Annotated in this window: 12 protein-coding genes and 1 tRNA gene; 6 read left to right on the top strand and 7 right to left on the bottom strand. The window is 32.5% G+C overall.

What is annotated here, in order from left to right; genetic code table 11:
* Nucleotides 1–12: 12 nt before the first annotated feature.
* From AOB46_RS21500 to AOB46_RS21490, 3 genes are all read right to left on the bottom strand, one after another.
* Nucleotides 13–1209 (bottom strand): intradiol ring-cleavage dioxygenase, encoded by a 1197-nt coding sequence (locus AOB46_RS21500; RefSeq protein WP_062703279.1) that lies wholly within the window; start codon nucleotides 1207–1209, stop codon nucleotides 13–15.
* Between the two features lie 138 nt (nucleotides 1210–1347).
* Complete coding sequence (locus AOB46_RS21495) at nucleotides 1348–2205, bottom strand: LytTR family DNA-binding domain-containing protein (RefSeq protein WP_062703277.1); 858 nt, start codon at nucleotides 2203–2205, stop codon at nucleotides 1348–1350.
* 111 nt (nucleotides 2206–2316) lie between these two features.
* Nucleotides 2317–4053 carry a tetratricopeptide repeat protein gene (locus tag AOB46_RS21490; RefSeq protein ID WP_157845093.1) on the bottom strand — a complete coding sequence of 579 codons (1737 nt, stop codon included), beginning with the start codon at nucleotides 4051–4053 and terminating at the stop codon, nucleotides 2317–2319.
* 757 nt (nucleotides 4054–4810) lie between these two features.
* On the opposite strand from AOB46_RS21490, the gene AOB46_RS23730 reads away from it, so the two are divergent.
* The gene (locus tag AOB46_RS23730) at nucleotides 4811–5137 is read left to right on the top strand and encodes a hypothetical protein (RefSeq protein WP_206542270.1); all 327 of its coding nucleotides are present in this window, start codon (nucleotides 4811–4813) and stop codon (nucleotides 5135–5137) included.
* Nucleotides 5138–5777: 640 nt separating this feature from the next.
* On the opposite strand, the gene AOB46_RS21480 is transcribed toward AOB46_RS23730, so the two are convergent.
* Both AOB46_RS21480 and AOB46_RS21475 read right to left on the bottom strand, forming a co-directional pair.
* Nucleotides 5778–6974 carry an MFS transporter gene (locus AOB46_RS21480; protein ID WP_062703273.1) on the bottom strand — a complete coding sequence of 399 codons (1197 nt, stop codon included), beginning with the start codon at nucleotides 6972–6974 and terminating at the stop codon, nucleotides 5778–5780.
* Nucleotides 6975–7051: 77 nt separating this feature from the next.
* Nucleotides 7052–7966 (bottom strand): helix-turn-helix domain-containing protein, encoded by a 915-nt coding sequence (locus AOB46_RS21475; protein WP_241489259.1) that lies wholly within the window; start codon nucleotides 7964–7966, stop codon nucleotides 7052–7054.
* Nucleotides 7967–8407: 441 nt separating this feature from the next.
* Here AOB46_RS21475 and AOB46_RS21470 point away from each other — a divergent pair, with 441 nt between their 5' ends.
* The 5 genes from AOB46_RS21470 to AOB46_RS21445 all read left to right on the top strand — a co-directional run bounded on the left by AOB46_RS21470 (nucleotide 8408) and on the right by AOB46_RS21445 (nucleotide 14987).
* Nucleotides 8408–9976 (top strand): helix-turn-helix domain-containing protein, encoded by a 1569-nt coding sequence (locus tag AOB46_RS21470; protein ID WP_062703271.1) that lies wholly within the window; start codon nucleotides 8408–8410, stop codon nucleotides 9974–9976.
* A gap of 49 nt (nucleotides 9977–10025) precedes the next feature.
* Nucleotides 10026–10538 carry a helix-turn-helix domain-containing protein gene (locus AOB46_RS24130; RefSeq protein WP_082377337.1) on the top strand — a complete coding sequence of 171 codons (513 nt, stop codon included), beginning with the start codon at nucleotides 10026–10028 and terminating at the stop codon, nucleotides 10536–10538.
* A 156-nt stretch (nucleotides 10539–10694) separates the two neighbouring features.
* Nucleotides 10695–13601, top strand: a complete 2907-nt coding sequence (locus tag AOB46_RS21460; protein WP_062703266.1) for a hypothetical protein — start codon at nucleotides 10695–10697, stop codon at nucleotides 13599–13601.
* Entirely contained in the window at nucleotides 13549–14166 is a 618-nt protein-coding gene (locus tag AOB46_RS21455; protein WP_241489258.1) for a hypothetical protein, read from the top strand. The genes AOB46_RS21460 and AOB46_RS21455 overlap by 53 nt, the downstream gene beginning before the upstream one ends.
* Nucleotides 14167–14741: 575 nt before the next feature.
* Nucleotides 14742–14987 (top strand): helix-turn-helix domain-containing protein, encoded by a 246-nt coding sequence (locus AOB46_RS21445; protein WP_316934408.1) that lies wholly within the window; start codon nucleotides 14742–14744, stop codon nucleotides 14985–14987.
* 1009 nt (nucleotides 14988–15996) lie between these two features.
* Here the strand turns inward: AOB46_RS21445 and AOB46_RS21440 are convergent.
* Entirely contained in the window at nucleotides 15997–16527 is a 531-nt protein-coding gene (locus AOB46_RS21440; protein ID WP_062703260.1) for an META domain-containing protein, read from the bottom strand.
* A gap of 399 nt (nucleotides 16528–16926) precedes the next feature.
* A tRNA-Ser gene (locus tag AOB46_RS21435) sits at nucleotides 16927–17011 on the bottom strand.
* Nucleotides 17012–17026: the final 15 nt, after the last annotated feature.

Below are 17026 nucleotides of genomic sequence, written 5' to 3'. Positions count from 1 at the left end.
TATTTGCTGAAATTATTCATATCCAGGTGCCGGCAGATCAAAGTAATTTCCCTGTGTTTTGCTAAGAGCATCGGAAAGCATTTGGAAAGTTTCAGCTGTTGGCTTCAGATCAATATATTTATCAACAATGCTACGGTGCCTGTAGATAACAAAAGTGTTTTTAACCTCCGGGTTTATTTTGTTCAGATGAGCTTCCGTTGTTTTATCTGTAAATGACGGGACAAAAGTTAAAGCCACATTTCTAATGTGCAACTCCATCCCCAACCTTTCTAATTCTGTCTGCCTGGTCTGTTTATGGTAGTTTTTTTCATTTCCATATACAAAATAAACCTTCAGATATTTTTCCCGTTTTTTACTTTCCTGTTCCAAAAACTGAAGCCAGTTTTTTATTTCTTTCCAGTCCGGATGATTTCCTACAAAATATAAAATACCGTGATAGCGCCCGTACTTACATACAGGACAGGTTTGTGTTCCTTTATCTAAACCATAAGCATGAAAAGGAATAAATGAAGGCTGATCTTCCCCGATATTAAGGCCTGATATTTTTGATGTCTTTAATTTTTTGGGATAGTCTGGAATATTCAATCCAAGGATGATGTCATGTTCAGCGATCTGCACACCGTCTTTTAAAAGAACCCTTACAATACCGCTTCCACCCCGGTTTTCAAGAGGGTGCTTCTTTTTGTAGGGAATAAGCAGCATGTCATCATCAAAGTTAATTTCATCAGTATAATATTCGTTTTCCACATCCGGTTCTTTAATGGATAAATGAATATGGGCCGGCAGGACATCATCAGGATAAGGAGCAGGACGAATTGTCTTAATGGTGTATTTCCCTTCTGCATCGGTCTTTACCCAACCCCGGATATGGCCATGTCGCTTTGTTCTTTCATCCATATCATCTCTGGGCGTGTAATGGCCTGTATGATCTGTCTGCCAGTAATATATAATGACACCAGATGCCGGTGTTTTCCCGTCCAGCTGAAAAACAGTTCCGGTAACGATCAGTTTTTGCCCGGTTTTATTCCATCCGGGACTGGTTTCTATGGAAGGGATTTTCTCAGGAATGCCGATATACATCAGTTCACAGCCATCACAGCCCCCTCCCACCGGCTTATTATTTTTCTTTTGGGTACTATTGATTTGTCCGTCACAGGCCATAAACAGTAACAGGAGAAAAATTGTTTTAAAGATCATCAGATTTTTCATAGTACAGAATTTTCAGCAAAGAAATTCCGTAATTCATTCTTTCACAAATAGAATATGGTAAGGTGAGGTAATTTTACCGTAACCTGATGAGTTTTTATGTTCCTGTTTTTTGTTAAGTTTATAATGAATGAGACTCCTTTATTCTACTCCGTGAATAGCCTGAAACTTTACTTTAAAATCTGATGCGTAGTTACGGCTGATGCGTAAAACCGTACCATCTGAAAGGGTAACATCATAATCTCCATTGAGGCGGGATTTGTACGAAACAGCTTTTTGAATGTTGATAAGAGTTGATTTATGAATTCGTACAAATTGTGCAGGATCTAATTGTATTTCCAGTGATTTTAAGGTGCTTGTCAACAGGTATTTTTTTAAAAGATGATGGACGTTAATATAGGGTGAGTTGGCTGAAAAATACAAAATATCACTGGCTGCCAATGCCAGTTTCTGCTGATTGTGGTCTGTAACAATTACTGAACGGATAAAACTCTGCTTAGAGGGTTCTTCATCAGACCGGATAACAGCCTGAGGCTGGTTTATTTTTTTATTCAACAGCATGAATGCCACCAGCGAGAAGCCGTAAATAAGCACTGTTTTTATGAAATAAGCTGATAGGGCAAAATTAAAAGTCTGTTGATAAGGAAATGTATGATCATAAAATATTTCAGACAATAGCCAGACTAAAGCAGGATAAATAAAAATGTGAAATGCAGTGGCTGTAAGTGTTAAGGTCAGCTTCAATATGGTTCTGTTCATTTTTTTCACCCCGGCTGAAAGCAAGCTCCATAAAGGAAAAAACAAAATCCAGTAAGAAGCACTAAATAGAAAAGATTCTGAAATATAAAATGTGCTGTTTTGAAAAAGAGTATATAAATAATCCAGCAGCACGTTAGCCATAATGAATAGAGCGATACATACGGCAAAAACAGGTCTCCACTTCTTATTGCCCTGAAATACTTCATAAACAGACGGGACTGTGACGATATTTTTACTCATACTAATTTTGAATAAATGAAACGGCTCAAAGCTTAAAAAAGCATTTTTTCTTTCAATAAAAGTACAAAAAAGAAAGTAATCTGCTTTACTGTGTCCTACTCAAAAAACAGCTTAGAATCTGCTTAGGAAATCATTTAAACCTTCCTGTCGCTCTAATTTCATTTTTGATTTGATTTTCGTTTTATATACTCTCACACTTCCGGAAGTAATCCCTTCAAGTAAAGAAATTTCTTTTGATGAAAGATTAAGCTTGAAGTAAACACATAATTTAAGCTCCTGCTCTGTAAGACAGGGAAATTGTTGAGACAGTTTATCCATAAAAAGCTTGTTTTCCATTGAGCTTTCATTAATGAAATCGTAATTTTTCTTATCAATCTGGATCAGGTTATTGATTTTAAACTGTAATTCTTTCAAATTCTTTTCTACATCTGTATGTTTTGTTTTTCTTATCTTTTTCAGATTCTCAAGAAGAGCTTTTTCGGTTTCTAATTTCAGATTAAGATTTAAGTTGAGTTTCTTATTTTTTTCTTTATGAAGCTGTACATCATTTTCCAATAATCTTTTATTCTCTTCCAGTATGTACTTTTGCTGTTCCAGAAGTTCTTTTTCTACTTTATTTTTCTTTCTGATATATGTGATTAACCAGACCAGAAACAAAACAATAAATAATGCAAGAGCCAGAAGAGCCCAGTTTCTCTTTTTATTGTCGGCAATTTTATGATTATATTCCTCGTGTATTTTTTGTAATACATATTTATATAAAGTATCAGATACCTTTTGTAATTTTTCTTCTGAAATGATATCATGCTGCCGCTCCAGGGCCAAGAGATTCCCGGATACCAGTTTTAAGTGTTGAAGATCATTTATATCCGAGTAATAATTCCGGAGAATTTCATTAACACTGATCTTGGAAGGAATAGATTTTATCCTGGGTTCTATGCTGGTCAGAAAATGAATAACTGATATATGCTTTTCTTTTTCTCCGGTAATGCTGTATATATCAATCAGACGTTTTGCAGCAACAATGGCATCATCATAATACGCTTCGTTTTTTTTGAAGTATTCCAGTGCTGTTGTCAGGAGCTTTTCTGCGTACAGAAATTCTTTTTTTTCTATATAGTAAGTGGCGAGAAGGCTGCTGAAAATCTGTATATGTTTTTTTTCGTCCTGAGTGAGATTTTTCTTTTCTTTCAGAATGTTGACTCCTTTTTGTGCTTTTTCAATGGCCGTGTCTATATTTTTTGTTTTTTTATATACAATGCCCATGTTATTGTACATTGAAGCAATATACAGCACATCATCTTTTCTGCCTCTTTTGATATAGCTTTCCAGAGCCTTATTGTAGTAGGCCAGGGCTTTACTATTGTCTTCTTTGTTGTAATATAAATTCCCTTTAAGGTGGTACATGTGGGGTAATATATACATTTTACCTGTTTTCTCATCCATTTCTATAGCTTTATTCAGAAACTGCATGGATTGATCAGGAGAAATATTTACAAACTGATAAGCCAGATTAAAGTTAGAGGTAATCGTTATATAATTGTATTGGTTATTATTCAGGTTCAGAAGCTCATAGTCCAGGGTAATTTCATCAATATTCGGAAATTCGCCATGACGGATAAAAAGCCCGCAATATTTACTGCTTATCAGATAAAGACGGTCACCAGTCTTTTTGTACTTTTCCAGTTCTCTTTTTCCTAATGCTTTTATTTTTTCGGGCTGATTTGTAATAGCTGAAACCTCATCATTAAATTTATAGAGATAATCATCCCCCTTTTCTACTGAAGTAGTACAGGAAGATAACAGGAAAAGCAATAAGACCGATAATGCAATTAATTTAACTGCCAATACATAAATTTTGTACATATAGGGTTTTATACAATTAAAAATAAAAGATACTTTATTATTTCTTATGTTGTCAATCCTTAATAGCATAATTATTTTAACCAATTGACAATCAATACCAGAAAATGAATAATTAACGTTTTTTATGTATATTTATTATCAGTTAACCATTATTAATTTAGGAAATATTTACTTATTTTATTGCGGAATATTCGCCGGGATATAACTACATCCCGACATGCCGATGGTGTTAAATCTAATTGACATTGCACCCGGAGAGATTTTAGGGCTCCCATAAAATCCTTAGTAAATTCGATAATAGATTTTGTCAATTCCTCTCTTTTGCTAACCAAAGCTCTCTGTTTTATCGTAATATTCGCTAGTTTGCCCCAAAACCATTTTATGTAAATCGGGAGGTCCCTAAAAAGGTCAACTTTAGTTGGATGCGCTTCTTTTATTTTAAGAAATTTTACTTTAGAATTAGTAAGTGATGAGATTTAAACTTGTTAAAAAAAGAAAATAATTCCCTATTTTTAATAAATATTTAGGAGTAAAAACATGAAAACTGATAAAAAACAATGGATAATAGAAAATGGAATGTTGTAAGAACTGTGCAGAAAAAGATATCTGAAAATCTTAGTGCTATAGGAATTGACCATTATTTGCTTTATAAATGACGGCAATCAACACAACCATTTACCTGACAATTATCTGAACCCAGAGGAAATAAGACATCCTTTTCCTGCGAAAAAATTTAATAATGAACTCTACGATACAATTACTGAAAGAAAAGCAATCTCAACTGATAGAACAGCTGCGGAATGAAAATGCAGGTATACCCGAAACATTACAACAAAAGAAAGACCTTGACAAAGCCATTGCCTGGCTGGAAAATATTGAAAAACTTAATCTGGAACATCCTACACGCTACGAATGGGTAGAACTTCCGTGGATGAAAACCGGCTGCTTTACCGATTATCGCATTATGAATGATTGTGAGACCGACGACCGCCAATATTGGATAGAGTTTAAACCTCCATTTCCCCTTACACCCTCTGATTTTTTGCTTATCAAAAAACCAAAATAAAAAAATCTGGAATCGGAGAAATTATGCAGGATGTCTGAAAGAAACAGCCCCACGTTATCATCTTCGATTTTCTGAGTTCGGAAATGAAAGAATTGTACGAAGGCAAATCGTCATTAAAAGAATTATTAAAACAGAAAAATTCAACGCTTGCTGATGAACAGCTGATTTTTGCTCATGAAGATTTAGCCATTTGATTTTTTATACTGGCGCTAAAACAAAAAAACACTGTAAACGTCTATGTTTACAATGTTTTAGCTTATTTTGGTTTCTAACCCGACGGAAAGTGAGGGTCTCGAATTTAAATCCTGCAATCAGCACCTATCTACTATTTTAATATTTGTAAATAACTATTGCCATGATTCCGCCACAATTTTAACTATTATTAAATCTTAATATAAAACTTAACTTATTAGTAACTTAATTTTATCAAAGGTAAAACATTTTACAACACTAGAAAATGCTTTTGCGGACGCAGAGACACAGTTTTCGAACTCTTTTATATAAGATTTAGCAGAACTTGCCAAACTTGATTTTGCATAACCATATTTTTTCACATCCATAAACATCATTTTTTTAAACTTTTCTTTAGCAAATATCGGAAAGCAATAGTAAAAACAAACTTGTTTAAATACCCCAAAACTTAATTGTGAATCTTTTTAATTTTAATTAGTCCAAAAATAATATATCCCGTAAGAGCTATAATAAAATACCCTTCTGAAACTTCTATTTGACAGGTAGGATTGATAACCGCAGCTATGAAATAACTCAATAAAGCCGTTATTATAAATGCAGTGCCTCCTGTTATACCCCCAGCTATCCCTGCAGATTCAGGAAATCTTCCTAAACAATATGTCACATAGTTATTATACATAAACCCTGCTGTAAGATGAATAGCAAATGCAAAAAAAACTAATGTGAAAAGATTTTCAATATAAAATGAGCAAACAAACATAGACATTATTAAAAGAATCTGTAAAAGATTTGCATACTGTATTTTAAGTAGAAGAGATTTTCCGATCATGGCTTTCCCAACAAACCCTCCCATCATCCAAGCAACACCCATAAGGAGCGACATATAACCAGTTATAACAGATGAATACCCGAGCTGATGTTCAATAATAAACGGAACGCTTAAATTGTATAGCATAACTAAGGCATAACTGACTCCACAAATAAGTATCCCGAAAAGAAAGTCTAATGTTTTTAACATTCTCCTAAATTCATACCATAAAAATTCAAAATGAAATGGATTAATATTATTAATAGTTTCTCCTGAAAATAAAAGTTCAAGAAAAAGAATAATGAGAGAAAAAAAAGCTAATACCGTAAAATTTGATTCCCATCCAAAATTCTTCTGTAAATAGCCTCCTAGGAATGGGGCTATAATGGGACCTAATGACCATACTATAGTGAGGATACTTAGATAATGTTTTCTTTTTTCTCCCATGTAGACATCTACCAAGAAAGCCCTCTTCGAAACAACAACAAAACCTGAAAGTACTCCCTGAATAATACGCATAAAGTAAATTAAATAAATGTTATTGGTATGCCCTGTTATCCAGAATGATAATCCGAAAAGAGTTAATGAGCAAATACTAACTTTGTATCTGCCAAAAGCGTCAACAATAGCACCACAAAAAAATTGTGATATACCATAACTAATAAGATACAATGTTATGGTAAATTGTATTTTTGTTTGTGATACATTCAATTCTTCAGCCATATTAGGCATTGAAGGTAGATAAATATCTGTCGCTAGACCAGAAATTGGGATAATTATAAACGCAAGAATAGTGGCAATGAACTTATTTTTCATTGCTAATTTTTTATTAAGCATATTTTAAGAATTTATGAGTGAGATAACGTTGAAGACAATTTTGCCTCCAAAAAAGATATTTCTTACATCAGATGTATTTAATTTTTAAAAGAATTTCGAAACTCCAACGGAGAAAGGCTTGTTTTTGCTTTAAAGAGGCGGCTGAAGGATTGTGGATGTTCAAATCCCAATTCATAAGCAATTTCACTTACAGACAGATCTGTGGTTGATAATTTTTCTTTAGATTTTTCAATCAGCATCTGATGTATATATTGTTGTGCACTATGTCCTGTTAAAATTTTTACGACACTGGTTAAGTAACTTGGAGATATCCCCAAATGCTCGGAAATACTCTGAACACTAGGCAGTCCCTTGCATGAAACGTCATTATCACACAAATAATCATCCAGAAGTATGTCAAACTGATCCAAGATCTTATGATTTGTAATTTTTCTCGTAATAAACTGACGCTGATAAAAGCGTTCTGAGTAGTTAAGTAAAGTCTCGATCTGAGAAATAATAATATCCTGGCTGAATTTATCAATATTTGACTCACATTCTTGGCTGATATTATTAACTATTGTATTGATTATCATTTCTTCCCTTTCTGAAACAAATAAAGCTTCATTTATCGAGTACCTAAAAAAGTCATAACGCTTTATTTTTTTTGCTAGAGAACTATTCCATAAAAAATCAGGATGGAACAGCAACATCCAACCGGAACGTTTTTGCAATTCATCCGAGTTAGCCTGCATCTTTAGAACCTGATTGGGAGCTATGAAAGACATTGCACCTCCATCAAAATCATATTCTTGTTGTCCGTAATAAAGTTTACCATTAAGCCCTTTTTTAATTGCAATATTATAAAAGCCATTTACAAAACTCTCAGAAGAAAACTTAACTTTAGAGAAGTCAACTACACTTATCAGCGGATGCTGGGGCTGTGGTAACCCACGTAATTTATGATACTCAGCGATTGTATCAATTCTTATCGGAGGATTATTCATTTTCATGTTCAATAAAAAAAACGGTTTAAAGTATAAAAATTAAAAAGACTTAAAAATTTAATTAGAAATTATTCTTTAATACTCAGGAGAAATATTACTTCTGCAAATGTCTTAATAAAATGAAAGACCTGAATAACCAAATCTACTTTTCTTGTAACCAGAATATATTTAATGGCTGATATTGAAAAAAAACTCTGCCTGACGTATTGGCTAGTCATTAAACTTACTAAGTAAATCAAGCTCTCTGAAGAAAAAAGCGCCTGGCTCTTTCTTTAAGAGAATAAAAATTAATAAAAATTGACTTATAATTTATGTATTTTTGTAAGTTAATTGAATAGAAAAAATCTTATTTACATCAGTATTTTACATATTATAATCTAAGGAGTTAAAATATTCACAATAATTTGTAACAGTGCAACTTAGTAGTGTTTTACAATTTAAATATCTATGAGCAAGAAATTTATATATATTTTTTTTATTTATTTTATCTTCTTCAGAGTTATCTCCGGTCAGGAGGCTTTGTTTACAAAGCTAGCCCCTGTTCTAAACAAAGAAAGAGCTTTAGGTCCTGAAAAAGCATTTAAATTAGCAAATAAAATAGAGGACACAACCCGTTCTTCATATATAAAAGCCTATATATATGATTACAAAGGCAATATTTATACTGATATAGATGACCTGAAAAACAGTATTATATATAAGAAAAAAGCTCAGGAGCTTTATGAGAAAAATAATGATTTCTTTAGAATGGCCCGATGTCAGGGAGCCATTGGGGAAAGGTACAGTATACAGGGACTATATGAGAAAGCAACAGAACAATATAATCTCACCTTTGAGTCTGCAAAGAAGGTTCAGGATAAATCTAAAAGAAATCTATTGCTGACCACAATAATTACTGCTATTGCCGATATAAAATATGAACAGAAGGATTTTAAGGAATCATTATTAGCTTATAAAAAAGCAATGAATATGGCTTTACAGCTTAAGCCAGATAGTGTGCAACAATTTCCTATCATGATTATCAATATGGGAATGGCTAATAACTACAAAGATTTATCACAATTTGAACTATCAGAAAGGTATTACAATAAAATGATTGATCTGGCAAAAAAACTAAAATCTGATGTTAATATTATTGAAGGTCTAGGCCAGAAAGCGATTCTATATAATAAAATGGGAAGATATACTGAGGCGATACATCTTTGCGACTCTATATTTCAAATTCCATTTACGAAGAGCTCAGTAGAAGTAAAAAAGAACGTATACGAAGTTTTATCCAATGCATATCTTGGTCTAAATAATGCTGTAAAAGCAAAAAAATATAAAGACCTCTATGAGAAGGAAAAAACAGAAACAGAAAAGCTCAAAAAAAACGCAATTAATGAGTCTGTAAATCAAATAGCTAATGCAAGATCTACAAAAGTAAAAGAAAATGAAAGAAAAAATTCTACAATAATTATAATGATTATTGTCCTAGCCTGTATTATCATTTCTTCCTTAATTTACCTGTTACAGCGTAAGAAACGGATCAGAGAAAAGAAAGCTTTTGATCAGTTTGTATTAATGTATAAAGAAAGAGAAAAAACTAATGAAAACTCGTTTGTCAAAGAAGTAACTATTAGAGAACAAAATTCAATTACAAAACAAAAATATGAAGGTGGTATTACTGAAAGTAAAGAAAATGAAATATTAAAAGCCTTGCAACTGTTCGAAAAAGCAAAAGGCTATCTTGATCCAAATCTGTCTTTATCTGTTCTGTCAGCAAAACTTGGTACCAACAATTCTTATTTATCAGAGGTTATCAACAAACACTTCGGTAAGAATTTCAATACCTATATCAATGAATTAAGAATATTTTACATCATAGATAAATTAAACAACAATTCTAAGTACAGGAATTATAAAATAAGTACATTAGCAGAAGAAAGCGGATTTATCTCCCATTCTGCATTTACAATAGTCTTTAAAAAGGTTACCGGTACTTCTCCATCATTTTATATTAAAAACATACAATAATCCAGTAACCTGATTTACACAATTTTAAAATTATAATATTTTTTAATTCATCAATTTCAAAAGCCTATTTTTTTTACAAGTTTTAAAGACCTTTAAATTTGCAAAGTCCTTTCCTTATTGTTTCCGGGCCTATCCCTTTTTCCCTCTAAAATTATTAGCAATAACAATAAGAGCTAAAATATTAAGGTCAAAACATGAAAAAAAAGCAATACTACAAAAGTTAAAAGAGTTTGAAAAAGAAGAACGTTATCTGGATAAAAACATTTCATTATCTGCATTATCATCTTCACTCAACACTAATAATACTTATCTTTCGGAATTGATAAACAGAGATCTTAATAAGAACTTTAGCGCTTACATTAATGAGTTAAGAGTTTTTTATATTATAAAAAAGCTGGAACAAAATCCTAAATACAGAAATTATAAAATAAGTACTTTAGCTGATGAATCCGGCTTTATTTCACACTCAGCTTTTAGCATTATTTTTAAAAAAATAATTGGCATGCCACCATCGGCTTATATAAAAAAACTCAATAATAAAGTTTTACAAAAAACTGATTAACAATATTTTATACTCTGCATTTTTTTTGAATTATTCAAATTCAAAAGCCTATTTTAAAATTGAATTAGTAGGCCTTCTAAATTTGCAAAACCAATTTATTTAAACGGATCTACGTTTTACACTCCGCTTAAAAATAACTTTTAAAACTATAAGCAAATGAAGAAAATACTAATTTTCATTCTATTTTGTATACTGCCCTCCTGTATCTTTGGTCAGTTTACAGCAAATTCTCCTTCAGTTACCCCTGAATACTGTAATGGTGACGGAAAAGTAAGTATTGGGATTACCAATGCTACCATAGGCTCTACTTTTGATTATTTACTGCAGAGACTTTCAGGTTCCGGAACATTTAATGATCGGAATGGATCTTTAGGTGTTACAAATCAGACAGCGTTTACCCTTACACAAAATAACCTTCCTGCAGGGAGCTATACAATCAGGATCAGGGAAAATATAAACGGAAACCTTACCACTAAAAATGTTTCATTTACCATAGCCAATAACTATACTCCTTTACAATTCAACAATATTGTTTCATATACTTGTTCTGGAAATATCACCGTGAATGTAACCCAAGGACAACCTTCCACTTACGAATTAAGAAATCCTGCAAATGGAACTGTAATTGTACCTGCTCAAAGTTCGAATTCTTTTACAGGTTTGGCTGTAGGCAATTATAATGTGGCAGTAACAGATCAATGTGGCAACATCAAAGTAATCGGAGCTACAATAACTGATACAAATACGGATCTATACTTTTATTTCAGCTCCCAAGATCTGACCGGCTTTAATTATCTTTATGACTGCAGCCATATTCTTCATAAAATTGATATAAGGAGGCTGGGTTCTACAATAAATGTTCCCAATTATAAATATCCAATAAATATTACTTATGAAATCAATATTCAGGACGGTTCTCCTACAGGAATTACTTATGTCAGAAATTATATACTAAACAGTTCTGCTGACAACGGTAAGATAGTACAAGATATTCCTTATGTCTATGGTAAGTCGTTTATCGTAAAAAAGACATTAACAGATGCCTGCGGAATTACAAAAAACTACCAATCGACCTATAATAGCCCAGTGATTTCAATGGATGTAAAGAAGTCAGCTGCATCTTGCGGAAATGGATTTATCACTATCAACAACATTATGTATGCTGCTCCTAATTACAGTCTGGAATTTATTTCCTATCCCGCAGGATTCCAGCCATGGAATTACAATACCAACTTTAGCAATGGCTCATATATAGCATCTATTTCAGGAACATCACCAATAACAATCAACATAGGTAGCAATACCAATCCGGTGCCTTCCGGAAATTATACAATAAGGCTTAAAGATTCTTGCGGAAATGCAGTTGAAAAAACAGTAAATATTGTAACAGGTCTTGTTATGAACAGGTATTATGCGCCAGGTTGCGGAAGTACTACAGGATCTGTCACTTTATTTCCTGTAGATGCTGCAAATTCAACAAGTAATACTCCAAGTGCAACGCCAACAGGAATAAAAATTATCAGTGGGCCTGCTGGTTTTTCTTCAACATATCCGAAATCTTTTGGTTCTGAAGTTGTTGCCCCAAACAATCAAATTTATCTGGGAAACTTACCCCCAGGAACCTATAATGTTGAAATCCCTACAACTTGCGGGTTAACCGTAACAGGTAGTTTTGTAATTTCAGGGGCTGTATACAGCTTTAACCACATTACTCAGAACAGCTGCTCTTCTTTCAATTATAATGTTTCGTTGAGTGGTAATAATACTAATAGTGCTTCCATTACATTACAAAAACTAAATAACACTAATAATACATGGCAAACTGTTCAGACAGCTACAGCTAATATATCTGGAAATATTTCAACAACATTTTCCAATATTCAATCTGGAGGCGACTTCAGAACCCTAATGCAATATTATACTTATGAAACAGGTACAGTCACATTTAAACAATGTACAGAAGTACTGGATACCTTCACAGCTATTCCTGGTGGATTAACCTTAAGTGATTATTATGTATTCAGTTGCCCAGACGGCAGTTATAATCTTGTACTATATGCGCAGGGAATCACACCGCTAAAGTATAAGCTTGTAGAAAAAGATGGTATTCCTATTAATATTGATAACAACACAAATCCTGTTTTTACTAGTTTAAGTGCAGGGAAATATAGAGCTCAGGTGATCGACAACTGTGGTAACATAATTAATGTTAATGTTCTGGTATCAGAAAATAAACTTCCTAAGATTAAGCCTAGTAAATTATGTCAAGGACAGTCAGGCAACCTGGTTTTAGAGGGAATGTCCTTCGCTACAATAAAATGGTATAAAAATGGAGTTGATACAGGAATTACTGGCGTTCAGTATTCTTTTAATCCTTTTAATTCGGCAACAGATACTGCATTGTATGAAGCCAGAATTACCTATCCTGGTTCCTGTATCAATACTTCAGTATTTTTAGATCTTAATTCAATGAGTATCAATTCTCCAAATGCTGGAACAGGTCAAACCATAACTCTTAGTATCAATAATCTTTCAGGACCAATTGATCTTTTCTCTTATCTCAATGCTCCATACAATTCAAATGGTATCTGGACTGACAATAATAATACCGGTTATCTTATTGAAAACAAATGGTATGCTCAATATGCTACAGAAGGAACTTATACATTTGATTACACAGTAAACGGATTATGTAACAATACAGCAAAAACTACAGTAAAAATTATTCTTAATTCTGCTTGTTACAAACCAGCTGTAATCAATGGAACATCCATTCCTACGAATTTTGGTATAACTTCTCTTGGAAGAGCAGGAACAAATCAGGATAACTGGCCAATGATAAGGCAAAGCGGTTTCATCGTATTGGAATCTAAAACAAAGGGATTTGTTGTCAACAGGCTCAACACATTGCAGATTAATGCAATTACAGCTGCCGGCAATGTTGTAGATGGAATGATGATATATGATACAGATCAAAACTGTCTTAAAATTTACGTAGAAGATCCCAATAATGCAGCCAATAGTAAATGGAAATGCTTTAATAAGCCAGGCTGCCCTGACTAACACATTAAATAAAAATACAATGAAAAATATAATTCTGACGGCAGTCCTATGTTTTCCTTCTATTATCCATTCACAAGTTATTATAGGAAAAGGAAAATCAGCCGTAACAAACCCATCAGTTTCTTTAGAGTTTGGAGATGTTCTCTCATCAGGTTCAGGCAATATAAACAGAGGTATTGTATTACCTTATGTAACCAGCACCAATGTTGATTCAAATTCTGTTAACGGAACATTGATTTTTGATCCTATTGAAAAAAAAGTAAAAATAAAACAGGCGAACTCATGGTTTGATTTATCATATGGTGCAAGTACTGCAAACAGTATAGATACAAGTATTCAAACCAACAAAACTGAAAACACAAATGCCAAAGTTTCTATTGGAACTCCATCTTCCACTCCGGGTATCTTGGTTTTAGAAGATGTTAATAAGGCAATGATATTGCCACGTATTACAGACCCTCATATAAACATTGTTAATCCTGCACCGGGAATGATTGTTTATGATAAAATCAGAAAGCTATTACTGGTTTTTAATGGTACTGAGTGGAGTTTTTGGAAATCCTAATCAGAAACTTAAAAAGGAAAGCTGGCTAAGTTTACTTATTCAGCCTTCCTTTTAACAATTTAAGTATTTATACATGTCAAACCTCACCTTTAAAAAAATTCATATAGGTTCTTTAATTAAACAAAGGGTTATGGATCAAGGAATAGATATATCCCGTATCTGTAATTTCTTAAACTGTAAAGAGTCCGATGTATTGGATATGTACGAGTCTGAAAGTTTAGATTCAAAAATATTATTACGATGGTGTAAATTGTTAGAGTATGATTTTTTCAGGATATATTCACAACACCTTATTTTATATTCCCCAAAGTCATCTAACAATATTAATTATCACCAAAAAAAAATAAGCTTACCTGTTTTTCGCAAAAATATTTATACACGGGAAATTATTGACTTTATTATTGAACTAATCCAATCAGGTAAAAAAGACCGAAAACAAATCATTGAAGAGTATAGAATTCCTAAGACAACCCTGTACAAATGGCTCGATAAATATAAACACAATGACACCTAATTACAAACAAATATATATAGACTTTCTAGATAATAAAAAACCTGAAAAAAAACCTTACTGTATGAATATTTTAAGTAAGGCGGAAATTTCAGCTCTTGACATCATTGATCTGAACAAGATTATCTTTGGAAACAACAGAAGTGATAATATCGACAGACAAAGCCATAATGCTTACGATAAAAAAACAATATTTAAAATTCTGGATTATCAAAAGAAACAACATCTCAATAATAAGCAACTGGCAGACCACTTTAAACTAAGTAGAAATACTGTGGCTAAATGGAAGAAAATATTTTTGGTTAAATAAAAAGAGAGAAAATTTTCTCTCTTTTTATTTAACCAATTGGCTACCTAATCGCTATTATTCAAGCTTAAAATAGATTTTATGTAAAAACCTCTACTTTTAAAAGTAAGAAGATAATAAATGTAAAGTATCAATAGATTTGCTACAAAATGACTTAATTTATGGTGTAAAGTTTAAAACCTTTATCCACGAATAAACAGCAATAGCAAGTCAAGGCCCGCAAAAAATTGACTTAAAATCTATTTAGAATCAGGGTCTGTAACAAAAACGACCTTACGCTGTGGAATTACAAGATCAACACTTCAACGATGGATAAAAGATATAAAAAAGAAAGAGAATAAGGACTGCCAGATAATTCAAGACATCCTAAAACCCTTACCAATACTAAGGTTACAAAAGAAACTGAATCTATTATCCTTGATTTAAGAGAAAAAAAAGATGGGAAGCTGCAAGAACCTCAATTCATCTGCTTCGAAAAGGAATCATACTTTCTGTAATGACTGTTTGGCGGGTAGTTTCTAAACAGAAAATTTATCCTGTAGTAAAAAGGTGTAAAAAATCTGATTTCAAAAGATATAGCAAAGAAATTCCAGGGAATAGAGTTCAACTGTATATCAATAAAATTTGCTATAAACAAAAACTACAAGAGATTGATTTTTAAAATTTTAAATATTTTTTTGATGCATTTGAAACTTTCGCTTTCGCAGGTTGCGGAGAGTGAAGAATTCGAACTACACTTCTTATATTGCTGAATGTCAAAAAATATGAACATTCCCACGAATTTGCCAAAACTCCAAAATATTTTAATCTTATTAACAATCAATGAACTTTTAGTATTGATATAAAAATATACGAAAATTGTAAGAATTTATCAATATTAATATAATAACGAACTAGCGCCCCATGGTTCTAAACCCGAACTATTTATTAAATGATTTACGAAGGTTAAGATCTGTTTTGCAAGTCTAACAGTAAAAAGAGGCTGTCTCGCTTTTGAGACAGCCTCTAATCATTATTTTTTGACTGCAAATTTAGCAACTACAGTTTTACCTTTTTGAAGCTGTAGCATATCTCCTTCAATTGTATAACTATCTGTACTTTTTAAAGCTGCAATAAATTCATTTTCCATTTTAGTTTTGTCGCAAGCCACTTCTGTGCTATTAACGTTGGCGAACAATAATTTCCCCGCTTCAACAATTTGATAATCTCCTTCTACAGTATTACAACCTGTAAATCCAGAAAATCTTGCTAATCCAGAATCTAAAGAAATGAAATAATCTTTATCTGTATTGTTCGTTACAGCAGCTCCATTCAATTCTGATAAAACCCATTTGTTTTCAGATATTGACAATTTTCCGTTTGCTGGATCGGTTGTACCTGCAGGTTTTTCTGCTGATGCAGTGTTAGCACTATCAACCGTAGCTTCTTTTTTAATTGCTGTAGAATCTTTTGTTGTGTTGGCATCAACATTTGTAGTTTGATCTTTTTTGCAACTTGTCATCATCACTAATGCAAGAGATGAAATAAGATAGATTCTTTTCATAGTAAATTAGTTTTTATTAAAATGTGTCGCAAATATAGTTATTTTATCTTTTGAAAATATTTTATTTTTCTAATAAAAATATATCAAATGAATATCCAAATTCTGATTTAATTTCTACAGAGAGATATTAAACTTCTTTGATAAAAGAAGTACGAATGCTTCTGCAGAATCTTTAATCCGAAGATCAAAAACTTTAGATTGCACTCAGAGGAGTAAAAGAGAAAACTTTCTTCCTATTCAGATTAACCAAAACCCAGGTTTTGAACCTGATTTCACAAACTTTTGGATTGTTTTTGAAGATTATAGCGACCGCCATAAACAAAAAACCTGCAAATCGTTGATTTTGCAGGTTTTAAATATTTTTTGATGCCTTTTGAAAACTTATGTTTTCATAGGTTGCGGAGAGTGAGGGATTCGAACCCCCGGACCTGTTACAGTCAACAGTTTTCAAGACTGCCGCAATCGACCACTCTGCCAACTCTCCCTGAACTTCGGCTAT

The organism is Chryseobacterium indologenes (genome assembly GCF_001295265.1).
Taxonomy (GTDB): Bacteria; Bacteroidota; Bacteroidia; order Flavobacteriales; family Weeksellaceae; genus Chryseobacterium; species Chryseobacterium indologenes_A.
The sequence above is the reverse complement of the archived record's forward strand: the minus strand, read 5'-3'. Positions and strand labels throughout refer to the sequence as shown.